24 protein-coding genes are annotated in these 22,476 nt (G+C 59.1%); 16 read left to right on the top strand and 8 right to left on the bottom strand.

The window, feature by feature from the left end; all coding sequences use genetic code 11:
* The first annotated feature begins 4 nt into the window (after positions 1–4).
* The 4 genes from H8K11_00265 to H8K11_00250 all read left to right on the top strand — a co-directional run bounded on the left by H8K11_00265 (position 5) and on the right by H8K11_00250 (position 5,082).
* Complete coding sequence (locus H8K11_00265; protein ID MCS6262165.1) at positions 5–2,635, top strand: hypothetical protein; 2,631 nt, start codon at positions 5–7, stop codon at positions 2,633–2,635.
* 95 nt (positions 2,636–2,730) lie between these two features.
* The gene (rmuC, locus tag H8K11_00260; GenBank protein ID MCS6262164.1) at positions 2,731–4,146 is read left to right on the top strand and encodes a DNA recombination protein RmuC; all 1,416 of its coding nucleotides are present in this window, start codon (positions 2,731–2,733) and stop codon (positions 4,144–4,146) included.
* Entirely contained in the window at positions 4,143–4,571 is a 429-nt protein-coding gene (locus H8K11_00255) for a hypothetical protein (protein MCS6262163.1), read from the top strand. Before rmuC ends, H8K11_00255 begins: the two co-directional genes overlap by 4 nt.
* Position 4,572: 1 nt before the next feature.
* Positions 4,573–5,082, top strand: coding sequence for a PilZ domain-containing protein (locus H8K11_00250; GenBank protein ID MCS6262162.1), 510 nt, complete (start codon positions 4,573–4,575; stop codon positions 5,080–5,082).
* A 91-nt stretch (positions 5,083–5,173) separates the two neighbouring features.
* On the opposite strand, the gene H8K11_00245 is transcribed toward H8K11_00250, so the two are convergent.
* From H8K11_00245 to H8K11_00235, 3 genes are all read right to left on the bottom strand, one after another.
* Entirely contained in the window at positions 5,174–6,031 is an 858-nt protein-coding gene (locus H8K11_00245; protein ID MCS6262161.1) for a pantoate--beta-alanine ligase, read from the bottom strand.
* Complete coding sequence (folK, locus tag H8K11_00240) at positions 6,028–6,591, bottom strand: 2-amino-4-hydroxy-6-hydroxymethyldihydropteridine diphosphokinase (protein ID MCS6262160.1); 564 nt, start codon at positions 6,589–6,591, stop codon at positions 6,028–6,030. The genes H8K11_00245 and folK overlap by 4 nt, the downstream gene beginning before the upstream one ends.
* Before the next feature lie 87 nt (positions 6,592–6,678).
* Positions 6,679–7,854: an LL-diaminopimelate aminotransferase gene (locus tag H8K11_00235; protein ID MCS6262159.1), complete on the bottom strand. Its 1,176-nt coding sequence runs from the start codon at positions 7,852–7,854 to the stop codon at positions 6,679–6,681.
* A 269-nt stretch (positions 7,855–8,123) separates the two neighbouring features.
* On the opposite strand from H8K11_00235, the gene H8K11_00230 reads away from it, so the two are divergent.
* The 7 genes from H8K11_00230 (at position 8,124) to H8K11_00200 (ending at position 14,312) form a co-directional block, all read left to right on the top strand.
* Positions 8,124–9,290, top strand: coding sequence for an acyltransferase (locus tag H8K11_00230; GenBank protein ID MCS6262158.1), 1,167 nt, complete (start codon positions 8,124–8,126; stop codon positions 9,288–9,290).
* A gap of 176 nt (positions 9,291–9,466) precedes the next feature.
* On the top strand, positions 9,467–9,826 hold the full coding sequence (locus H8K11_00225; protein MCS6262157.1) for a DUF1499 domain-containing protein: 360 nt from the start codon (positions 9,467–9,469) through the stop codon (positions 9,824–9,826).
* A 168-nt stretch (positions 9,827–9,994) separates the two neighbouring features.
* Positions 9,995–10,540, top strand: coding sequence for a hypothetical protein (locus tag H8K11_00220; GenBank protein ID MCS6262156.1), 546 nt, complete (start codon positions 9,995–9,997; stop codon positions 10,538–10,540).
* A 378-nt stretch (positions 10,541–10,918) separates the two neighbouring features.
* Entirely contained in the window at positions 10,919–11,776 is an 858-nt protein-coding gene (locus H8K11_00215; GenBank protein MCS6262155.1) for an ABC transporter permease, read from the top strand.
* Complete coding sequence (locus tag H8K11_00210; GenBank protein MCS6262154.1) at positions 11,777–13,078, top strand: ABC transporter ATP-binding protein; 1,302 nt, start codon at positions 11,777–11,779, stop codon at positions 13,076–13,078.
* Between the two features lie 151 nt (positions 13,079–13,229).
* On the top strand, positions 13,230–13,433 hold the full coding sequence (locus H8K11_00205; protein ID MCS6262153.1) for a hypothetical protein: 204 nt from the start codon (positions 13,230–13,232) through the stop codon (positions 13,431–13,433).
* An 81-nt stretch (positions 13,434–13,514) separates the two neighbouring features.
* Complete coding sequence (locus H8K11_00200) at positions 13,515–14,312, top strand: hypothetical protein (protein MCS6262152.1); 798 nt, start codon at positions 13,515–13,517, stop codon at positions 14,310–14,312.
* 89 nt (positions 14,313–14,401) lie between these two features.
* Here H8K11_00200 and H8K11_00195 read toward each other — a convergent pair whose 3' ends face one another.
* Positions 14,402–15,094, bottom strand: a complete 693-nt coding sequence (locus tag H8K11_00195; GenBank protein MCS6262151.1) for a methyltransferase domain-containing protein — start codon at positions 15,092–15,094, stop codon at positions 14,402–14,404.
* A gap of 254 nt (positions 15,095–15,348) precedes the next feature.
* Here H8K11_00195 and H8K11_00190 point away from each other — a divergent pair, with 254 nt between their 5' ends.
* A complete protein-coding gene (locus H8K11_00190) occupies positions 15,349–15,987 on the top strand; it encodes a hypothetical protein (GenBank protein ID MCS6262150.1) in 639 nt (212 codons plus the stop codon).
* On the opposite strand, the gene H8K11_00185 is transcribed toward H8K11_00190, so the two are convergent.
* Positions 15,962–16,318, bottom strand: a complete 357-nt coding sequence (locus tag H8K11_00185) for a hypothetical protein (protein MCS6262149.1) — start codon at positions 16,316–16,318, stop codon at positions 15,962–15,964. The genes H8K11_00190 and H8K11_00185 overlap by 26 nt on opposite strands.
* A gap of 110 nt (positions 16,319–16,428) precedes the next feature.
* On the opposite strand from H8K11_00185, the gene H8K11_00180 reads away from it, so the two are divergent.
* Positions 16,429–16,920: a hypothetical protein gene (locus tag H8K11_00180; GenBank protein MCS6262148.1), complete on the top strand. Its 492-nt coding sequence runs from the start codon at positions 16,429–16,431 to the stop codon at positions 16,918–16,920.
* Between the two features lie 16 nt (positions 16,921–16,936).
* Here the strand turns inward: H8K11_00180 and H8K11_00175 are convergent, their stop codons facing one another.
* The 3 genes from H8K11_00175 to H8K11_00165 all read right to left on the bottom strand — a co-directional run bounded on the left by H8K11_00175 (position 16,937) and on the right by H8K11_00165 (position 19,814).
* Positions 16,937–17,545 (bottom strand): histidine phosphatase family protein, encoded by a 609-nt coding sequence (locus H8K11_00175; GenBank protein MCS6262147.1) that lies wholly within the window; start codon positions 17,543–17,545, stop codon positions 16,937–16,939.
* An 18-nt stretch (positions 17,546–17,563) separates the two neighbouring features.
* Positions 17,564–18,595 (bottom strand): hypothetical protein, encoded by a 1,032-nt coding sequence (locus tag H8K11_00170; GenBank protein ID MCS6262146.1) that lies wholly within the window; start codon positions 18,593–18,595, stop codon positions 17,564–17,566.
* Positions 18,596–18,677: 82 nt separating this feature from the next.
* Positions 18,678–19,814 carry a carotenoid 1,2-hydratase gene (locus H8K11_00165; protein MCS6262145.1) on the bottom strand — a complete coding sequence of 379 codons (1,137 nt, stop codon included), beginning with the start codon at positions 19,812–19,814 and terminating at the stop codon, positions 18,678–18,680.
* 180 nt (positions 19,815–19,994) lie between these two features.
* On the opposite strand from H8K11_00165, the gene H8K11_00160 reads away from it, so the two are divergent.
* The 3 genes from H8K11_00160 to H8K11_00150 are packed head-to-tail and all read left to right on the top strand — an operon-like array spanning position 19,995 to position 22,464.
* Positions 19,995–20,684, top strand: a complete 690-nt coding sequence (locus tag H8K11_00160) for an LON peptidase substrate-binding domain-containing protein (protein ID MCS6262144.1) — start codon at positions 19,995–19,997, stop codon at positions 20,682–20,684.
* The gene (locus H8K11_00155) at positions 20,684–21,655 is read left to right on the top strand and encodes an ATP-binding cassette domain-containing protein (GenBank protein MCS6262143.1); all 972 of its coding nucleotides are present in this window, start codon (positions 20,684–20,686) and stop codon (positions 21,653–21,655) included. The genes H8K11_00160 and H8K11_00155 overlap by 1 nt, the downstream gene beginning before the upstream one ends.
* A 29-nt stretch (positions 21,656–21,684) precedes the next feature.
* Complete coding sequence (locus H8K11_00150) at positions 21,685–22,464, top strand: ABC transporter permease (protein MCS6262142.1); 780 nt, start codon at positions 21,685–21,687, stop codon at positions 22,462–22,464.
* The last annotated feature ends 12 nt before the right edge of the window (positions 22,465–22,476 follow it).

Below are 22,476 nucleotides of genomic sequence, written 5' to 3'. Positions count from 1 at the left end.
CTCTATGGCTGATCCGTTCATTCTCTCTCTGGATGAGAGCAGTGCGCTCTATCTTGTCGGCGGCAAGGCTGCGGGCTTGACGAAGGTACTCACGGCCGGCTTTCCTGTGCCGAAGGGGCTGTGCGTGACGACCGCAGTCTATCAATACGGCCTGGGTCAGGCCGGGGTCGATGCGCCGACGATCTGGACGAAACTGCCCGGCTTGTCAGTGGAGCAACGGGCACAGGAGCTGGCGCGAATTCAGCGGCTCTTGCTGGAGCAGCCCTGGCCGACAGGATTCCCGGCCGATCTGGAAACGCGACTGACAGGGCTGGCCGGCGATTCCTCGACACGCTGGGCCGTCCGGTCCTCCGCCACGAATGAGGATGCTGCGGATATGAGCGCCGCCGGTCTGTACCGCACGACTCTGGGCGTGCCCCCGGCGGCTGTGCTGCAATCCATCCGCGATTGCTGGATTTCGTTGTGGAGCGAACGGGTGATTCAGTATCTGTGTCGCTCAGGCGCCGACCGGCCTTGTCCCGCCATGGCTGTCGTCATTCAACCCATGCTCAGCGCACAGGCGGCAGGCGTGGCATACTCAATTCACCCCGTCACAGGTCGAACGTCTCAGGTATCGATCAATGCCGTGCCAGGACTGGCCCTCTCTCTGGTCACTGGAGAGGTGACGCCGGATCAGTATGTGGTGGAGGTTTACGATGACAATCATCGACCGTTCCGCATACGACGACGCATGCTCGCTCAAAAGCGGAAGAAGCTGGCGGCCTCACCTGGAGGTGTGCAGGAGGCGTCGATTCCAGAATCCGAACAACGGCAGTCTTGTCTGACAGACAAACAGCTGTTCGAGTTGGCGCGGATGTCGAAGGAAATTGAAGGCGCGTTTCGTCAACCCGTCGACCTCGAATGGGTGTGGGAGGTGGAGCGACTCTGGATCGTGCAGGCCCGTCCGATTACCGCCGTTCGATCGTGGCCCTCTCTGACCAATGACGAATGTGAATGGACGCGGGCCAATTTCAAAGAAACCCTGCCGGAATTACCCAGCCCGTTGGGGCTGTCGTTTCTCGAGCGATTCATGAAGGCCTACATCGTCACCCCCTATCGCCGGCTTGGTTGCACGGTTCCCGAGGGGCTCTCGTCGGTTCGTGTGCTTCATGGACGTCCCTATCTCAATGTCACGCTGTTTTACACCTTGGTCATGCAGCTTCACGGAAATCCGGCGTTCTTAACCGAACAGATGGGCGGTGAGCCCGTGATGTTTACCCCGTCGGTTCGGCCGCTGGGGGCGCTCGCGCTTGTTCGTGCCGGAGTCGGCATGATGCGGGAGTGGCGTAAGGCTGCGAAGCAGGGGCCGAAGAACTTTGCCGTCATGAAGGCCATGGCGGAACGCTACCGCTACGATCGCATCCACAATCTGTCGGTGCAGGAACTGGCCGCAACCCTCGATCGCATTGGGCAGTGGCTCGACGATCATGAGGTGACCTTCGCAATCGCGGGCGGAGTGGCGCAGAGTCTTCAGGCCATGGGGACGGTGCTTCCGGGCTGGCTTGGCTCAGACTGGCGAGAGTTGCTCAATGGGGCGTTACAGGGGCAGGGAACCGTCATCAGTGCCTCCCAAATTGTCAGGCTGGCAGAGCTTGTCGTGGTTGCACAGCAAGAAGAGACGGTTCGACGATGGTTTTGCTTGGACGAGTGGACGGCGCGTGGGTATCGGGAGGCGATTCAGGGGACGGAGTTCCTGCGGCTGTTTGATCAGTACTTAGCCGAGTACGGGCATCGTGCAGTCGGAGAGTCAGACATCATGTCCCCGCGGATTGCAGACCAGCCTGATGGCGTGCTGGCCCTGTTGCAGGCACAGGTGCGGGCCGGCGTGACGACACCACCTCAAGAAATGCTTTCCCGTCAGGCTCAGCGACGCGAGCAGGCGCTCGGTGAGATCGCCCGACGATTCGGCTGGCGGCGCCATCGGTGGCTCGTGTTCCGTTGGTGGTATCGGAGGCTCAGTCGCTTCTGTGTCCTGCGAGAGGCGAATCGCCATCACCTGATGTATTACTCCACGGCAGCCCGCCATCTGTTGCTTCGTCTCGGTGAACGAATGGTGGAACGCGGACGCCTCGCCATGCGGGACGATGTGTTTTATCTCACGTTGGATGAACGTATCGCCCTGCTTGATGGCGCATGTCGTGATTGGCAGAGCCTCGTGCGTCGGCGCCGCGAGGAACGGCTGCAGCATGAGACCTTGCAGGTGCCCGACACCATTCGGGACTGGGAAGCGGTCGTCGAGCAGGGGGTCCGGTCAAGCGATCAGGGACGGGAAGGCATGTTGCGGGGTATTGCCATCAGTGCCGGGGTTGCCAAAGGACCGGTCCGGCTTGTTCGGTCGACGGCGGATTGGGCACGGGTGCGGGCGGGAGACATTCTCGTTGTTCCGGTGATCGATCCCGGGATGGCCCCCTTATTCGGAATGGCGGCCGGTCTCATCGCCGAAATGGGAGGAACCCTCTCGCACGGGGCGATCATCGCTCGTGAATACGGCCTTCCGGTCCTGGTCAATGTGCCATATGCCACCAGTCTATTGCGCGAAAATGAACAGGTCGAATTTGCAAGTTCCACAGGCCGCATCAGTCGATTGGTCTCTTGACGTTTCTCCTGGATTCTCGTACCCTCTACGCGATTTCCCTACAACAGTTAGGTGAATGGATTTCCAGTCAGTCGGTGCATTCGTAGGGAAGCGCCATGATCGACCTCACTTCCCCAACGTTTTTGGTCGGCACCGCCGTTGGTCTCGCCGTGGGCGTTCTGGTGGCCGGATGGTGGGTGACCGTTCGTGTCCAATCACGCCACCATGCCCGGTTGCTTGAGAGCGGAGAGCGCGCGCAGCGCGCCGATGCTGTGGCGGCGTCGCTGCAGCAGCGAGTGGATGATCAGCAGTCGGAGATGGGACAGTTGCGCGACGCGCTCGCCGAGTCGCAGCAGGGCCGGACCAAAGCCGAAACCCGCATAGAAGAGGTCGCCCGCAGTTTGGAGGACCAGAAGGCGCTGCTGGCGCAGGCACGGCAAGAACTCCACGACTCATTCGAGGCCCTGTCTGGCCAGGCACTGAAGCAGAACAATGAGGCGTTTTTAGACCTCGCGCGCACGTCGTTTGCCACCTTGCAGGCGGAGGCCAAAGGCGAGTTGTCGCAGCGGCAGCAAGCCATCGGCGAACTGGTCAAGCCCTTGGAGGAATCGCTCCAGCGATATCAAGAACAACTGCAGCAGGCTGAACAGGTTCGGCAGCGAGAATATGGAGGCCTTGACCAGCAGTTGAGATTCATGGCCGAATCGCACCAGCGGCTTCAGCAGGAAACCGGTAATCTGGTGAAAGCCTTGCGGGCCCCGTCCGTGCGCGGACGATGGGGTGAGATGACGTTGCGTCGCATCGCTGAACTTGCGGGGATGGTCGCCCATTGCGATTTTGTGGAGCAGGATACGATCGGATCGTTGGAGGGACTCATTCGTCCGGACATGGTCGTGTACCTGCCGGGGGGCAGGCAGATTGTGGTGGATGCCAAAACGGTCTTAGCCGCCTACCTCGATGCCTATGAGGCGGAGGATGACCGGCAGCGTCAAGCGCATCTGCTCCGCCATGCCGATCAGGTGCGGGCCAGAATGGATGCGCTCAGTCTCAAGGCCTACTGGACGCAGTTCGGGCAAACGCCTGAATTTGTCGTCCTGTTTCTGCCGGGGGAGCAATTTCTCGGGGCGGCATTGGAGCAGGACCCGACGCTGATCGAAGACGGGTTTGCGCAAGGGGTCGTGCTCGCCACGCCGACGACGCTGATGGCGCTCTTGCGCGCCGTGGCCTATGGCTGGAAGCAGGAGCAGTTGAACGAACATGCCGAGCAGGCGGGACGACTGGGAAAAGAATTGTACGAGCGGATGGCCGTCCTTACCGATCACCTCAACGAGATCGGACAAGCGCTCGGGAGAAGCGTGGGGGCCTACAATAAGGCGGTCGGATCTTTGGAGTCTCGCGTGCTACCGGCAGCTAGAAAATTCAAAGACCTCGGGATATCATCTGATAAAGACATTGCGTTGCTGGAAGCCTCCGGCATCGAACCAAGGACTGGAGTTGCCTGTGCGGCAGAGAGTAGAGGGACGTTAGGATGAGGGATCCGCAGGCAATGGTGGAAGAGTTTCACCGCAAGTTCGATATAGCCGTCAGCGACCGGCCTTCTCTTCCGGAGGACCCGACCCGACAGCTGCGGGTGCGGCTCATTCAAGAAGAATTTGAAGAACTGCAGGAGGCCATGGTCGCCCAGGATCTCCCCGGAATAGCGAAGGAGTTGGCGGATCTGTTGTATGTCGTCTATGGCACCGCCGTGTCCTATGGATTGGATATGGATCCGGTGTTTCGTGAGGTGCACCGGTCGAACATGAGCAAAGTCGGAGGGTACAAGCGAGCCGACGGCAAGTGGGTCAAACCACCGACCTACTCTCCGGCCCAGGTGGAACCGCTGCTTGCGGCGCAATCGTCCGGGCGTTCGGCGGGCAGATCGCAAGTAGGCAGAAGAATGCAGGAGTCAGAGTCGTAGCATGAAAGAGCTGTATTGTCCGGCGTGCGGCACGCCCTGTGTCAGAGTGACATCCGGGACGAATCTGATGGAGAAGACGCTGAACCGCTTGTCCATCTTTCATGTTCGTTGTCAGCTCTGCACGGCTCGCTTCCAGGCCCGCCGGCCTGGTAAACGGCAGACCTCCCAGGAGTTTGACCGGCGTGAGTACAGACGATTGCGGGCGAATTTCGCCGCGTCGCTGATCCTGGACCAGCCGGCGGTCGGGGGGGTGATCACCGATATCTCAATGGGCGGCTGTACGTTGCTAGCCTCCTCCTCACTTCCGCGGGGCACGTTCGTGAAGCTGGTCGTGCATGCGCCTGCCGGCCAGCCCGATATCAAAGTCGATGCCGCCATGATTTGCTCCATCCAGCCGCTATCGATCGGGGTGAAGTTTTTGGAGTTTGAGCCTGATGATAAACAGCGCATGGGCCAGCTCGTTCTCGAACTCCTCGCACATCAACAAACGCCTCCCCGCGTCAGCGCGTAATCATCACACGGTTCACTTCAAATTCATGCCATTCGCGTGAGTGCCGCCTCCTTCCGTACGTCGGGCTGCGATTACGCATGAAGCGTCGATGTCAGGGCTTGCGGCGCAATGACGTCAACACATTGTCGAGGAGGCGTACCTTTCCGATGCGGATGGCCCCGAGCAGGACTGCGTGTCGGTTGAGCAGGGAGAGCGGTTCGAGAGTCATGGGATCACAGACTGCAAGGTACTCCACCGTCGCGAGAGGTTCTGTCGCGGTCACGCGTAGCATGTGACGCTGAATGCGGGCTGCATTCCGTTCTCCGGCACGAATTGCCGCTATGCCGGTCTGGAGTGCACGAGAAAGCACAGGCGCCGCCTGCCGCTCTGAACTCGACAGATAGACATTGCGCGAACTGAGGGCCAGCCCGTCGGCCTCCCGCACGGTCGGATGGACAATGGGACGCCCGGGCAAGTTGAGATCCTTCACGAGTTGTTGCACCAGGGCGGCTTGCTGATAGTCTTTTTGACCGAACCACGTCTTGTCGGGCTGGACCAGGGACAGCAATTTGGTGACGACCGTGGCCACGCCTTGAAAATGGTGCGGTCGCGCTTCCCCTTCCCAGCGCCGGGCTATCCCCGGGACGGTCACAACCGTTTGAGCGCCGGCCGGATACATCGTCTGGGCAGTGGGGGCGAAGATGGCATCCACACCTTCCTTTCGGCACAGCGCTTGATCGAGTCGAAGCTGGCGTGGATATTTCGAAAGGTCTTCCGTCGGCCCGAATTGTGTCGGGTTTACAAAGATGCTTACTACAACAGCGTCGCAGGCCAGTCGGGCGGCACGGATCAAGGCGCGGTGCCCTTCGTGTAAGGCTCCCATCGTCGGCACGAATCCGATCGTGACGCCTTCTCGATGGAGTCGGCGGCTCCAGTCGGCCATGGCCGGCGTCGTGCGAATGATCTTCACGTCTGTGGCCCTGCGGTCGGGGGTGGGCTGCAGGCAGGGCGTGATCCATAACGGGAATTCGGCTGAGGGACGAGCAGTCGAACGATCGATGGATCAGTGAGTTGCGATAGCAGATCACGCAAGCTTTGTTCGAGCACCGGATGTCGTCGTTCGGGATCGAGTTCGACCAGCGGGGTCAGCACAAATCGTCGTTGATGCAGGCGGGGATGAGGGACGGTCAGGGTCGGCTCCGCGAGAATGCAGTCATCATACAATAGCACGTCGAGATCCAGGGTGCGAGGCCCCTTGCGGTTGTCTTGATCGCGCCCCAGCGCCCGTTCGATCTCACGGCAGATCTCCAACAGGCTCTTCGGGGCGATGTTCGTCTCGATCTGCGCCACACCGTTGAGGAACCAGGAGGGACCGGGGGTGGCTCCGTCCTCGAGCGGTTCGGTTTCGTAGAGCGATGACACCGCCTCCAGCCGCGAATGCGGGAGCAGGCCGAGCAACGTCACAGCCCGGTCACAAAAGTCGACTCGGTTTCCCAGGTTAGAGCCGAAACCGATGAATGCAGTGGCCATCGTGGTCCTGACAGGGCTCAATGGCACATGAGGATGTTTGTATCGGGCCCCTCTTCTCAGAATGGAAGAGGGGCCGTCATGCTTGCCTTAGAATCCCGCTTTCCTGATTCGCTCGACTGCTTCCGCCAGTCGTTCCTTCGTCGTGCAGACCGTCATGCGAATGTAGCCTTCGCCCGGGGCACCGAACCCGTTCCCCGGTGTCGTGACGATACCGGCCTTCTCCAGGAGGTGGGCCGTGAAGGAGGCGGAGGTATAACCTTTGGGAACCGTCACCCAGATGTAGAAGGCGGCAGGAGGTGGATCAACTTCCAGGCCGAGTTTCTTCAATCCGGGCACGAGGGTGTCGCGCCGCTCCTGATAAATTTTTCGCAGGCCATCGGTGACCGAATCGTCCAGCCCGAGCGCGGTGATTCCCGCTGCTTGGACCGCTTCGAATACACCTGAGTCCAACTGGCTTTTCACGCGGCCGAGTCCGGCCAAGACGTTCTTGTTCCCGACGGCGAATCCGATCCGCCAGCCGGTCATGTTGTAGGTCTTGGAAAGCGAGTGGAATTCCACACCGACGTCCTTTGCCCCGTCCACTTCGAGAAAACTCGCCGGACGTTTGCCGTCGTAGTAAATCTCCGAGTAGGCGGCATCGTGACAGACGATCACCTGATTCTCCTGGGCAAATTCCACCACGCGCTTGAAGTAGTCCTTGTTCATGATGACCGAGGTGGGATTATTCGGCGAATTCAGCCACATCAGCTTCGCTTTCTTCGCCACCTCTTTCGGGATGGCATTGAGGTCGGGCAGAAAGCCGTTGGCCTTTGTCAGCGGCATGATGTGGGAGACGCCGCCGCAAAAGCTCGTTCCCACCGGATAGACCGGATACCCAGGGCTCGGCACGAGGACGATGTCTCCCGGATCGATAAACGCCAGATGGACGTGGCCGATGCCTTCCTTTGATCCGATCAGGGTCAGCACCTCATCCGCAGGATCGAGCGCCACATTGAAGCGTCGCTTGTACCAATCTGCGACGGCCTTACGAAACGACAACATGCCTTCATAAGAGGGATATTGGTGATGCCTTGGGTTTTTGGCGGCTTGAGCCAGGCTGTCGATGATCGGCGTGGGCGTAGGGAGGTCGGGATCACCGATCCCGAGGTTGATGATATCGACCCCCCGCGCGAGTGCCTCCTGTTTCATCTTGTCGATGGCGGCGAACAAGTAAGGCGGCAGCGTCTTTATGCGGGTTGCGACTTCGATCGGGAAACCGGCCATGCGTAAGGACTCCTTTGTTGACCTGAGCGTCAGCGCTCAGCTGTGTGCAATCGGTGAGCGGCTGTTTGCCCTCAACCCGGGATTAATAAGGAACTAGGGTACCGCAGGATCACTCCGGCAATCAACGGAGTGCTGTGGGGAAGAGGCGTGATGTTCGGGTGGTGGGTGGGCGAGGGGCTGGGAGCCGGACGTCCGTATTCGTCAGCCATACACCGGTCAGGTTGCGGGAAAGGTTAGACAAATGTGAGCTCCTATGGTGTCATCCAATAATGGATGCTACCAGCCTGTGGCCTGCTGTTGCGGCGCTCTTGCTTGCAGTGGGCACTGCTACACTTCTTCCGGACATCGGCCATCTTCGAACCGCATCGGCAGCTCGATATTCGTGTATCGATGGACTCCGGGGATATCTGGCCTTCGCGGTGTTTCTCAGCCATTCTTCCATCTGGTATTTCTATCTGCGTTCCGGCACGTGGGACGTCCCTCCGTCTAATTTTTACACGCACTTGGGACAGAGCAGCGTGACCCTCTTTTTCATGATTACCGCCTTTCTCTTTTGGTCCAAGCTACTTGACGGGCGAGTGCAACCGGTCGATTGGTCGCGACTGTACCTTTCCCGGGTATTTCGGCTGGTGCCGTTGTATCTATTGGTGGTGATCGGTGTGGTGAGTATCGCGCTCTACCGTGCCGGATTTCGATTGCAGGAATCGATGACCTCCTTTGCGCTGCACATCGCGAGCTGGCTCACGTTTACGATTCCTGGGATTGCCCCTGTCAATGGCTTTGCCGAAACGATTCCCTTGGCCGGGGCCGTGTGGTCTTTGCCGTATGAATGGTTGTTCTACGCATGCCTTCCCCTCGCCTCATGGTGCCTTCGTGCGGCGACGCCGACCTCATGGCTGCTGTTCAGTGCCGCGGCAGTCGTGACACTTACGGTAGTGATGCCGGACGTTCGCGGTCCCGTGTTGTATGCGTTCGGTGGAGGGATCGCGGCTGCGAGCCTGGCGCGTGTTGATGCCCTACGGACGAGGCTCGCCCATCGAGTCTGGGGTGTGGTCGTGGTCGCTTGTCTCGGGATAACGATGTGGCTGTTCCCGACGGCCTACACGTTTCCCGCGTTGCTGCTACTGACCGGCGCGTTTACGATTATCGCCTGTGGGAACTCGATCTACGGCATTCTTGAATGGCCGACGTCCGTCCTGCTGAGCGAAATGGGCTATAGCCTGTACCTGCTGCATAGCCTGCTGTTGTTTGCCGCCTATCGGTTGGTACTTGGCGAATGGGCGTCAACTCTCTCGGCCACTGAACATTGGTCCGTTGTGCTAGGCCTCGTGCCCATTCTCATTCTCCTGTGTTTTGCCACGTTTCGCCTGATTGAACAGCCGGCAATGGCTGCCGTACCCCGGTGTCATGCCTGGTTGGTTGCTCACCTCGACTAAAGCCCATAGGCAGGAGCCTGTAAGACCTCTGGCAGGGCGGTTGACAGGGGAGGGGCCTCTCATTACAGTTCGAGAATGAGGTGTTCAGCCTCGCCGGGATCTTGGGGGGGGAATCCGGTCAGCGCTCTCCGGCTTGGAGCCCATGCCCTCAGGATGTATATACTGCTGATAACGCAATGATCAGATCACTTCAGCCCTGCCCATCCAGTCCGAACTGTGTGTCGACCCAGGCATCCGGTCAAGCCCATGGCATCCTGCCGTATCGATATCAGAAAACTCTGGCGGAGGCCAAAGAGACGCTCAAAACCATGGTGGCCAATCTGCCCCGTGTGAAACTCGTTGAGGAGGACGAGGCCTACCTCCATTACGAATTTACGAGTCTGCTGCTTCGATTCGTGGATGATGTCGAATTCGTGTTTGATGATGCGGCGAAGACGATCCATTTTCGGTCGGCTTCCCGGACGGGCTATAGCGATCTGGGTGTGAATCGACGGCGTATGGAAGAGATTCGAGTGGTCGTCGAAGGCAGGTTGTAGTGCAAAGCATGACGCTGAAGAATAAGATACAAGAGTTTCCGGATTGACCGCACGGTCGGCGATGGGTACCATCAAATCTTGGAGCAATTTGGGGTTGAATTGGTCGATCCAAGCCGTCACTATAGAACTCGATGAAGCTAAAGTAGATTTGACCCTGGACTGTTGGACATGAACATTCGAAATCGAGCTATGATGAAGCAGGCCTCCCGCCTTGCGTTGGTCCTTGTTCTCGGGCTCTCGAGTGCGTGTGTCTCCGTGCAGGTGGATCCCTTGACCAGCAAGGCGTTTGAGCCTCGACCTGGAAGCGAGGACGTGACGACGCTGCAGCGCGAGCCCCATCACGGCCACGTGCAGATCGCCCGCATCATTGCGACCAGTGAATATGCCAGTGAAGATACGTTGCGTGATCGAATCCTGGCACGGGCGAAAGAGCTGGGAGCCGATGCCGTTGTCCTTGGGGAGGCGGACGTGCGGCGCCTCGCAGACCGGGGGCCCACATTCCAATCGACCATGGGCACGGCGGTACCGGGAGCGACGTCGGGCAATTCTTATCGCAGCGGCTACTGGAATCCGTTTCGAATGGATGCGTGGAGTTTTACGCAGGGCGCCGGCGGCGGGCAGGGGTGGATGCTCCACATGTCCGGGTTGGCGATTCGGTACGTCTCTGCCGACGAATTGCGTGCTGCACCGAAACCTGTCCCTCCTGCGCCGTAGTCGATCGTTACCTATTACACGTGACTGCTCCCAACCCTGTATCCTTCCTCATCCAGAGTCATTTGGTATAGTTGATTCTTCAGGGTACTGCCCGGCAATTGAGGTGATGGAGTTGTCCAGGTGGATGTCCTGCAACTCCCGCCTGCTCGACGTTGGCGCGGGGATTCGGCAATCCATGCAGGGCTGGGGCCAAAGCAGTGCATAACAGTTCGAATTTCTTGACCAACGCGGAAAATTTTGACATAAACGATCACAGTCGGTTCGAGTTAGGACAAAGTGTAAACTGGCGGTTAGGCCCTCCTGCTTTTGAGACTCAGGGGGCTGGCCTTCGGTACGATTGCCGTCGGTGTGAGGATCATGAGGAGTGACGAAATTGCCATGTCCGCATTGACTGCCGGTCAGAGGCCATTGTCGACCTTACCGCACGTGCGTATCCAGCCAGCCCGCGGTCTACTGGATTTGGATTTAGCCGCGCTCTGGCAGTATCGCGAGCTGATTTATATTCTCGTCTGGCGTGATGTGACCGTGCGGTACAAGCAAACCCTGCTGGGAGTCGCCTGGGCGATGTTTCAGCCGGTCGCGACCATGCTCATTTTTACGGTTGTATTCAGTGTCATGGGAAAAATTCCATCCGACGGATTTCCCTACCCGGTGTTTCTCTACGCCGGCTTGCTGCCGTGGTTCTATGTGTCTCAGGCGTTGAGCAGGGGAGGAACCAGTTTAGTGGGGGAGGCGCCGCTCATCAGCAAGGTGTATTTCCCGCGTCTGATTCTGCCCCTTTCGGCCACCATCGCGCCTCTGGTCGATCTGGCATTGGCATTCGTCGCGTTTCTGGGCCTCATGGCCTGGTTTGGAATCCTCCCGACCTGGCGGATTCTATCCCTGCCGCTGTTCGCTGCGCTGGCCGCCACGATTACGCTGGCCGCCGGGCTCTGGATTTCCGCGCTGTACGTGAAGTACCGGGATGTCGGGCATATCCTCCCGATGTTGATCCAGTTGTGGATGTTCGTGTCGCCCATCCTCTACCCCGTGAGCAAGGTGCCGGAGTCCTGGCGAGCACTCTATGCGATGAATCCGGTGGTGAGTGTGGTCGAGGGCTTTCGCTGGGCACTGATTCCCGGGTTTCAGGTCGATTTTACGATGTTCTTGCCAAGTCTAGGTGTGGTGTTCGTCGTCTTTGTCGGGGGCCTCATCTATTTCCGTTCGATGGAACGAACGTTTGCGGACGTGATCTGAATGAGCGATATTGCCATCAAAGCGGACTGCCTGTCGAAGCACTACCGGCTCGGAGCCGTAAGCGGTCAGCACAATACCCTTCGGGATCATCTGATGCATCGCCTCCGCGGCCTGACGCGATGGGGTGGTGGTCGGCAGGAGTCGAAACCTTCGTTCTGGGCTCTGAAGGATATCTCGTTTGAGGTCAAACGAGGTGAAGTGCTGGGAATCGTCGGGCACAACGGCGCGGGGAAGAGCACCTTGCTCAAGATCCTTTCCAGGATCACTCAGCCGACGACGGGAACGGCAGATATTTACGGGCGCGTCAGTTCGTTACTTGAAGTCGGGACGGGGTTTCATTCCGAGTTGAGCGGCCGAGAAAACATCTATCTGAACGCGGCGATGTTGGGCATGCGACGAGAGGAAGTGCGGCGAAAGTTCGATGAGATTGTGGCGTTCTCGGGTGTGGAAGCGTTCATCGATACACCGGTCAAACGGTATTCGAGCGGGATGTACGTGCGGCTGGCGTTCGCAGTCGCCGCACACCTCGAGCCTGAGATTCTGATCGTGGACGAGGTGCTGGCCGTCGGCGACGCCAGTTTCCAGCAAAAGTGTTTGGGGAAAATGGAAGAAGTGAGCCGAAGCGGGCGGACGGTGCTGATCGTCAGCCACAACATGACCGTGATCGAAGGGTTGTGTGAACGCGCCATTCTGCTCGAGAAGGGGCGTGTCGCAAAGATCGGCAACACGCACGAGGTGGTCGAGGGTTATGCCGATGCCATTCGGGGTTTGGCGGGGACGGCCATCGAAGCGCGTCATGACCGGGAAGGACTCGGCGAGATCCTGCTCACCAGGATCGAAGTGATGGATACTCAGAGGCATCCGGTCGCAGCGGCGATCACCGGTCGGGATGTGGTAATTCGGATGTACTACCGTTGTGCCGCCGGAAAAGAATTTAAGAATTGTCGCGTCAGCATTTCCGTGAATGGACGGAAGGCGCAAGATCTGTTCGTCTTATCCACCGATATCGTCGATCCGAAACCCCTGACCCTGCGCGGTGAAGGGTATGTCGATTTTATTTTGCCTGAATTGCCGCTCACCGGTGGCGCGTATTTCTTCCAATCCTATATCGAGTCGAACGGTCATGCCCAGGATTGGATCAAGAATGTAGCGCCCTTTTCCGTGCTGGATGCCGACTACTATGGCACGGGCAAGCTGTGCCCGCCGGGATGGGAGGCCAACGGCGTGCTTGTTCGCTATCGCTGGGAGGCCGGAGAGACTGGTTCGACCGGCGCATTGCCGATCCGTGCCCGCGCGAGTTGATCGTCTCACGCTCCGGGTGTATTCATCCCATTCGGTTGATCCCCCTCCGCTCACCGTCTCTGTCGACAAATCAGTAATCACTCCGCAATGGACCGAGAGTGCGTTACGATTTGCCATCTACTGCCGGATGGCGATCGACTGAGGCGCACGCATGGGTTCCGGGTTTGAGGATGGACAGCAGGCTCAGTTAGAGCTGGCTGGATTGAGGCGGTCGCTGAAATGGACGAATATCCAACGGGAACAATTGTTGGATCGTCTCGATCTGCTGCGCCTCGACAATCAGCGTCTCCAGGAACGTGTGGATGAGTTGGAGCGTCAGTTGGCCGAGTTCAAGCAACAACAGGCTCTCTTCTAGCGACCGTACGTCGTCGTCTCCCCTCCCTGTGTCCTCTTCTTCACGCGCTCATCGACGGTCCCGCATGATAAGGTGGAAAGAGTGCGACTCTCGGATAACGCCACCTTGGGGAAAGACCGTGGGATATTCATGACCCATTCGATCAAGACGGTAGATGATCTGCGTTGGTTTCTGGCGCGCACGGCGGGGTTTCGCGGTGGACACATTACCGATGTGCATCTCTCGAAACGCCGGATCTTCGATGAAGCCTCAGGCCGCGAGGTGATGGCCGGGAGTATGGCGACGGTGGTCGTGCGGTATCACGTGCAGAGTATTCTACGGGTCGCCAAACTGACTATGCTGGGCGTCACCGATCTTTCTCTTATTGAGCAGGACGGCAGCGACTGTTCGTCTCTGGGGGCGATTCAGGTGGAGATGAGCGAGGGGAAATTACGCTTCTGGTTCGATCCCGACGGGAATCTCTATGTGGTCTGCGACGAAGCGACGCTGGAAGAAGTCTCGCTGCCGGCTAGTGAATCGGACATGGGTGGCGAGATTGCGCAGTGGACGTTTCAGGCCGATTCCGGCGAGGCCCCTACGGTGGAATGGCTGCTTGCCCGGCTGGATCAGGCTGGTGTGCCCTGTATCTGGAAGGCAGCAACGCGTCGGCAAGGTCGGCACAATCCGATGTGTTGGGAAGGTGAGTTAGCCATGGCTGCCGGCACGGCGGCCGGTGCTACAGCGGCGCTTCGCGTGGAGGCGTATGGACCCATCGATGGAGCCGGATTCGGACTCCGCTTGCAGACACGTGACGCTGCTGGTCGCTTGGGTGGCCGACTGCTGAGCCTGGTGACCGACCTGGTCACGCAACAGTATCGTGGGACGTGCCTTGTAGGGTAGGCCTGTTCTCACAAGAGGAATGAGCGAAGTGGAACTCATTCAGACCCACACATCAGGCCAGCCGATGAAGTGAAAACTACACCAGCCTATCAGCTGTGATGTCCGTGCCTTCCGTTTCCGTTCCCATTCACACTCCCGTGTCCATTCACGCTGCCGTTCTTGGCACCCTTCTGATTGACACATTCCACCAAGTGCCAGAACTTCATCGGGTTGACCTTTTCTTTACGGGCGACGTGGAGGTTGGTCCCTTCGAGCACAGTGTTCAACGAGAGGTCGGTTCGGAAGCCGATATGCTTGCAGAGGGGAGAAATCACTTTTTCCACGGCGGCGATCAGTTTGTTGCCGTTGCTGAAGTGGTTCAGCATGATGATGCGTCCGCCTGGCTTGCAAACGCGAATCATTTCGTTCACGACTTTGCGATAATCCGGTACGGCAGTCACGACATAGGCGGCCATCACAGTATCGAAACTATCGTCGGCAAAGTCCATTTTCCCGGCGTCCATCAACATCAGCCGCACATGATCGAGATGATAGTGGGATTGGCGCTGCCTGGCCTTCGCCAGCATCCCTGATGAGAGGTCGATGCCGATGATTTCGCAATTCTTCGGGTAGTACTCCAGGGCGATTCCGGTTCCCACGCCGACTTCCAAAATTTTCTCTTCCGGTCGGATTCTGAGATTGCGTACGCACGCTTCCCGCGACTCGTGGAAGATTTTTCCGAAAATATGATCGTAGACGCCGGAATAACTGGTGTACACTCGCTCGACTTTGGCGATATCCATCGTCCCTCCGCAAAATCACGCCTCTCTGCCCGCACACTCTGCAGTGCAGAAGCGACGGCGATAAGAAGTGTGGCGTGGAAAAATCTATGAAGGCGGGACTGCAATCCGGATGACTCGTCCTTACCCGCCGGACAAGAACGGGCTTAATGTAGCCAAAGCACTCATGGGGAGTCAACTGGTTCCTCGGGTTTTTGAGCGCTCCTGCCTACCGTCCGGGCTTGATTCTCCGTGAAGCCCTATGGGAAGTTTCCGCTATGATCTTGGCCGGTGCGTTTGCCATCGTGTTGTTTGTCGGGTTGATCGTCGGTGACTGGATGTACTTTGCCCGTCTCTCGTCCGACGCCAGCCGTTACGGGTATGGGATCGGGCGGGTGCAGGATCAGTTTGCTGCGCTGACCGTTCCTCAACTGCTGCGCACGTTCGACCAGAACGGCTTTTTGAGTCTGCCCCACGGCGTTGCGCGGGTCTTTCCGGAGGCAAACCGGATGGTCATCAGGCCGACCCATCGCCTCTTTTCCCTGCGGTTCCGAACAGCCTGGCCGTTGAAGGGTTCCATCGAATGGGCACCGGAATCGGAGGGCCTGAAGCTCGTGTGCACGAAGCGGGCGCCCTGGTCGTCCTCGATTCTCACGTTTCTGTGGTTCAGCCTCGTGGGGTTCGGGACGCTCGGGTTCGTGATTACCTATCTGTTCGAAGGCGGGCTCGACTCACTGGGGAGCGTCCTACTGGGCATCGGCGTCACCGGGGTGGGAATGATCGTGGTCGCGTTCGGCCTGCTGACGATTACGGTGGCCTATCGCATCGAAAATACGAGGCTGATGCAGGTCTACACGGAGCTGCGTGACGTGGCGTTGAAGAGTGAAGAGGCTAGCTTGTCGGACGATAGAGGCTGAGGAGGTGGTCGAATTCCGGCGGCAGGTCCTGTGCGGCTCCGGATCGTGCCAGGCCGGCGATGATCCCGCGATGTTTTGCGCTCAGGCCGGAGTCGACGAAGGCCTGCCGGAAGTGTGTCCATCGCAACGACGAGTCCGCGGTTACCTGTTGGAGTTCTTCGGGCGGCAACGTTTTGAGTCTCGCGGTCAGGGCCCCCAGGGCTTTCTCGACTGTGTCGTAGGGAGCGGCCAGCTTGAGCGTGCTGTAGAATGTGTGGAGATGCTCCCGGAATTCGTCCCGGAGCGATTCAACCGGGCCTGTTCCCTGCCGGTGGTCCTTCTGTGTGCCCATGTCGGTCTCCTGTGCGGTGCCCTGTTTGAAGGCAGCTTACGGGAGGACCCACGTGCGGCGCAACGCGTTTTCGTGCGAGGCATTCATTTTTCTTATGTAGGGAGGCTGTAATGCGTTATCGATCCTTGGTTGTCCTCATCGGCGTGCTTGTGACCGGATTGACCGGTTGTTCATCTCATCACCACGGGAGTTATGGACATGGGAAGGGCGACTATTATTGGAGCAAGGCGTCTCAGGATGTGAGCGGTCTGGTTGAAAAGCATGTGAAAAATCCGGAGACCGCGAAGCAGGTCAATGCGGTGATGGGGGAGATGATTACTGAGATCAAATCGGCACGGGAGCAGCATCGCCAGAGTCATCGGGCGCTCTATGAGCTGAACGCCAACTATACCGCGACGCCGGAAGAGTTTACGAAAATTCTCGACGAGTTGAATAATAACCGGATGCGTTCGTCCGCACGGATGCTCAGCCTTCGCTTCAAAATGAAGTCGTTGCTGACAGCCGAGGAATGGTCGGCATTGTCGGAGGAATTGAAACGGTATGGCAGCCGGTACTACGGCAAGGGCGCAGAAGCTGCGGCTCCTGCTGCCGCCCAACCCTAGAAGGCAGGGTGGTCGACTACAGAAGCGTTTCTAAGTCCGGGCGATGATTGAGGAACAGCAGCTGGGCTGCGGCCCCCGTCAGGTCCAGCCCGCTGACCGCCACGTGATCGATGCGAGCCTGGCGGATGATCGCCAGGTCGAGCTGCAGGTAGTGCGCAAGAATCGCCCGAATGACATCCCCGTGTGACACGATCACGACGGGGGTGTCGTGGGCGGGGGCGAGGGCTTGTTCCACTGCCGCGACCGCCCGTTCTTGCACCTCGCGCAGCGTTTCTCCGCCGGAAGGTCGGGCCCGGTCCGGGTGGGTGTACCACTCCCGCTTGGCCGGGTCGTCGGCGAACTCATGCCAGTAGCGATTGATCCAATTCCCCACGCCGATCTCACTCAGCCCCGGAACCTGATGCATCGGGACCTGCTGTGGCCCACGTAGAATCTCGGCGGTCTGCGCGGCCCGCAGGACCGGGCTGGTGTAGATGGCCGCGATCGGGGTGCGAGACAGGATGCCGGCGCAGGTGCGGGCCTGTTCTTCGCCGGTCCGGTTGAGGGGAATCGGTTGATCGCCCATCACCCGGCCGGATCGATTCCACTCCGTTTCTCCATGTCTGATGAGCAGGACGATCGGCATCTCAAGATCTCCCCAATCCTACGGCGCCGGCGCCGCCGGCGCGTGACTGGTCAGAGGGATCGGCGTCCACTGTGCGCCGCCGTTGGTCGACCGATACAATCCGCTGCCATTGGTCCCCAGATAGAGCAGTTGAGGATCGCTGGGGCTGAGGCTGATCGTCCGCACATTCATGGTCGTCAGTCCCTGGTTGTGGGCCTGCCAGGTTTTCCCGCCATCAACAGTCTTGAGAATACCCTCCGGGCCACCGATGTACACAATGTCGGGATCGGTCGGATGCAGCGCCATGGTGCTGATGAATTGATTGGCCAGGTTCTGTCCGATTTGTTCCCAATAGTCGCCCCGGTTGGTGGATCGAAACAGCCCCTTGGTGGTGGCGGCGTAGACGATGTCGGAATTGTGCGGATCGACCGCCAACATGTTTACCCCAAGCGCCATGGCGGCGTTCAACACATCGTCGGGAATGAGTCCGTTGTTTTTCTTTTGCCAGCTCGTGCCGCCGTCTTCACTGCGATAGGTCCCGCCCGTTGTCCCGGCGTACAACACGCGAGGGTGCTGATGATCCATGGTGATGCAGGTGACGATATGCACTTCCTTCATGCCCGCCATCCGCTCTTCCCATTCCCGACCTCCGTTTTTGCTGACAAAGGCGCCGACCGTCGTGGCGAGGTAGATGAGCTCGGTGTTGTCGGGATGGAAGATGATTTCGTTGACGAAGGACACATGTTCTTTGAGCCCGACATTGTGCGGGAGCCAATGCTGTCCGCCGTCGGGGCTCTTGTAGATGGCATCGCCCATTGTGCCCGCGTAGACTGTGGCCGGGAGCTTCGGGTCGATCGCCAGCGTCGTCACGCGGCGGGCCGTGAAGGCCTGAAACTGCTCCCAGGTCGCGCCACCGTCGCGGGTCTTGTGCACGGCTTCGTTCGTCGCGACATAGACAATGTTGGGGTTCGACGGATGGAGCGCGATCGAGACCACCGCGGCTTCACGTGACCCGCAGGCGAGAAGGAACAGGCCGACCAGGAAGACGGATGTCCGGAGCAGGGCGGCCATGCGAGTTCGTCGTGTCATCACAATGGGCGCAGACCTAACCATAGCGTGACGATTGAGTCAAGGTGCGACATCAGATGAGTGGTTACAGTCGCTGGGTGAAACGCTCGGCGTATCCCGTGAGTTCGACATACCCGCGTCCCGTGACGGCGGCGCCTCGGGCCTGTCCCGTGGCGGACACGGCTCCTTCCCAGTAGGTCACGCGGGTGCTGCGTGCGGTATTCAGTTCCTGGTCCGCGAGCAGCGCTCGCACATCCAGATTGATTCCCATGGAGGGCGCCGTGATTCGCCACTGTTGCGGATACTTCGCCTTCGATCGCGGGCTTGTCCAATAAGAAAGCGGTTCAATGGTGAGATCCTGCGCGTTCAGCGGTTGGGTTCGTCCATCGGCAGAGATCAAGGTGCCGCTGGAGACGGGGTCTGCCGATCCATCGGCCCGCCGCAGGGAATACCACATCAGTTCGGTCGAGTCGCTCAGCTGGAGGCTGAACCAGTCCCATCCCACCACATCCCGCCCCAAGTCGGCTGAGCCGAATTCGTGATCCATCCAGCTGAGACCGGTGACGGAAAAGGTGTCCGTGCCGATGCGAATGTCCCCCTCGGTTGACAGGTGGGTGTACGAATAATAGTGAGAGGCCTGCTCGGGTCGCGTGCCCTTGCGGCTGATGCCCTCCCGGCCGTGGAGCACGGGCGGCTTGCGCGGGATCACCTGAAGATCGATCGCAAATGCATCGGTGGCGGCCTGGAGCCTCTGTCGGGACGACGCGGGATCATCCATAGCGGCGGACCAACGATCGAGCCAGACATGCAGCCGGTCGGTCTCCGCGCCGGCCTTGCCGAGACCTTCGCGACTGAGTTTGTCGGCAAACAGGAAACGATTGCCTTCGAGGTCGGTGAGGGCGAAGTGGGCCAGATAGAGTTGTTGAATCGACCACTGCGAGGGGTGAGTCCGGACTTGTTCCGGTGGAATGCCTCGCCTGAAAAAGGTGAGCTCAAATCCAAACTGCCGGCCTCCGGCGGCCGTGAGATGGCCGGTGTAATACCACCATTCGGTACGAAACCGTTCGTGGGCGCCATGGTCTTTAGGAAATGCATACCGGTAGCCAGGCTTGGCGGTGTCAAATGACGGTGCCTGGTTGCCCGTTGCCACAGAATGAACGGTGCCGGTCAGAAGCACGATCATAACCGCCAGGGCGGCGAATGCAGAATGGCGCACTGTGATCACCCGACTCACCGGCTGTCGCCTGTGCGCGGTGAGGAGTGGCGGCCTATGATGCGGTGCCATATTTTGATGAGAGATCGACGGAACGCCAGTATCCATGAGGGTTTTGCGGTGGTCGTTTCTGGAGTTGCCTTGCCTGCCAGCGTTGACAATTTTGCAAAGCATCAGCTATCGTGAGCCATGTTTCTTGAGCCCGAACGTGACCAATCGAGCCGGGAGGTATCGGGAAAGGCGCAGCCGTTTCCGGTGCCGGAGCGTATTCCGTTGTTTCCCCTTCCCAACGTCGTCTTCTTTCCCAAAACCTATCTGCCGCTCCATGTTTTTGAACCGCGCTACCGTCAGATGGTAGCGGATGCGGCCGCGGGAGGGCAATGCATCGGGATGGCCTTGCTCAAAGAAGGATGGGAAGAACAGTACGACGGAAATCCTCCGATTTTTTCGATCGGATGCGTCGGACGGTTGGCCAGCGTCCAGGCCTTGCCCGACGGCCGCTCGAACATCCTTCTTCAGGGCCTTGAGCGTTATGAAATACACGAAGAGTTTTATGAGAAGAGCTATCGCGAAGCCCGGGTCTCGCTGAAGCCGCGGGACGGCGCCGTCTCGATGGAACCGGCGCTGCGCCGTTATTTGACGGAGGTACTCGGCGAATATCTCAAGGCCGATGAAGAAGCCTCGCCGCTGCACAGCCTGGTGCGGCCTGATGTGACGGACGAGGTGTTCGTGAATTCCCTTTCGACGTATCTCGACTGCACCCCGCTGGAGAAGCAGTTTTTGCTGGAAGCGGACCATGTGCCGCAGCAGGCCCGTCGCCTGAGCGACCTCATCCAGTTCAAACTGGCGGAGCGGCGCGGTGCCGGAGGGTGGGGCTGATGTCGCGGGCGGTCGCCATCGAGGTGTCGCATCTCGGAAAAACGTACGAGAAGGTACGAGCCGTCGATGATCTCTCCTTTCAAGTTTATGCGGGAGAGATATTCGGTCTGCTCGGCCCGAACGGCGCCGGTAAGAGCACCACGCTCCGTATCCTGATCACGCTGCTCCATCCCACATCCGGATCGGCGACAATTCTCGGCCTGGATTCGGTAAAGGATGCCGACCGTGTCAGGAAGACGATCGGGTATGTGCCTCAGGAGCGGGCGATCGATCGGTTTCTGACGGGGAGGGAACATCTCGAGCTGCTCGCCGATCTCTATCACCTGTCGCCAGAAGACGCGTCCACGCGTATCCCCCAATTACTGAAGCTGGTGGAATTAGAACAGCAGGCCGATCGTCCCGCCAAGACCTATTCCGGCGGCATGAAACGGAAGTTGGATATTGCCTGCGGTCTCCTGCCTGACCCGAAGATCCTCTTTCTCGACGAGCCGACGCTCGGGTTGGATGTGCAGAGTCGTCTCCGCATCTGGGACCATGTCCGGGCCATGCGCGAGCGGGGCATTACCGTCGTCATGACGACGAATTACCTGGATGAAGCTGATCAGCTCTGTGACCGGATCGCCATCATCGACGGCGGGCGGATCAAGGCCCTGGGCGTTCCCAACGAGTTGAAAGCCGGTTTGGGCGGAGATCTGGTGTCGCTGACGGTGCGTGAACACAATCGCGTCGAGTTGCTTGCGGCGGCAGTGAAAAGTCTACCGGCCATTCGAGCCGTCGCGACCACGCCGACCGGGCTGGATATTCGGGTCGATTCACCGGAGAAGGCGTTGCCGGCCATTCTTGACGCGGCGAACCGTCTGACCTGCCAGCTGGAGTTCATCGATTATCACCGGCCGCGATTGGATGATGTGTTTATCGCCCATACGGGACGGTCTATTAAGGACGACCAGCCGAAGGCAGAAGATCAGTAAGGATCGATCAAGAGCGCTGTGAAGGGTCTATGAAAGAATATTGGCAGGAGATTCGGGCGTTGACGATGCGCTGGGTGCGGCGGCTGAGCCGGGAAAAGTTCAGCATGCTCTTTACCCTGGTTCAGCCCATGTTGTTCTGGCTGATCTTCTTCGGCAATCTGTTCCAGCGCGCCGCGGACATGCAGGTGACGCAGGCGTCGAGCTACATCAGCTTTCTGACCGCCGGTGTGGTGGTCATGACGGTGTTGAACAACGGATTGGCCGGAGGCGTGGATCTGCTTTTCGATAAGGAGAACGGGTTTCTCGAACGGCTGATGTCCACACCGATTCACCGCACGTCGGTGATCCTGAGCCGGTTCATTTTTGTGACGACGATCACGTCGCTGCAAGTGCTGGTCATTCTTGGTGTGGCCTGGTTGTTCGGTGTGCAGCCGGTCACCGGGTTGTTAGGGGTCGCAACGATCCTGTTCATCGGCATGATGTTCGGCGTCGGATTGACGGCGATTTCCATGGCCATGGCCTTTTCAGTGAAAAGTCACGGCGATTTTTTCTCCGTCCTCGGATTTCTCTCCCTGCCCATGATTTTCCTGAGCTCGGCTCTGGTGCCGCTCGCGGCGATGCCGGGCTGGATGGGTTTTCTCGCGCAGTTTAATCCCATGACCTGGGCCATTGATGCCGTGCGGCCGCTCATTTTGCACGGATGGGCTGAAGCCCTGCCCCATGTCTTCATGGTCATCGGGGTGATGGTGCTGTTCGATGCGCTGTGCCTCTATGGCGGCGCGCGCGCCTTCCGGCGTGCGATCGGGTAAATGCGATTGCGC

Source organism: Nitrospira sp. (assembly GCA_024998565.1).
Taxonomy (GTDB): Bacteria; Nitrospirota; Nitrospiria; order Nitrospirales; family Nitrospiraceae; genus Nitrospira_A.
The sequence above is the reverse complement of the archived record's forward strand: the minus strand, read 5'-3'. Positions and strand labels throughout refer to the sequence as shown.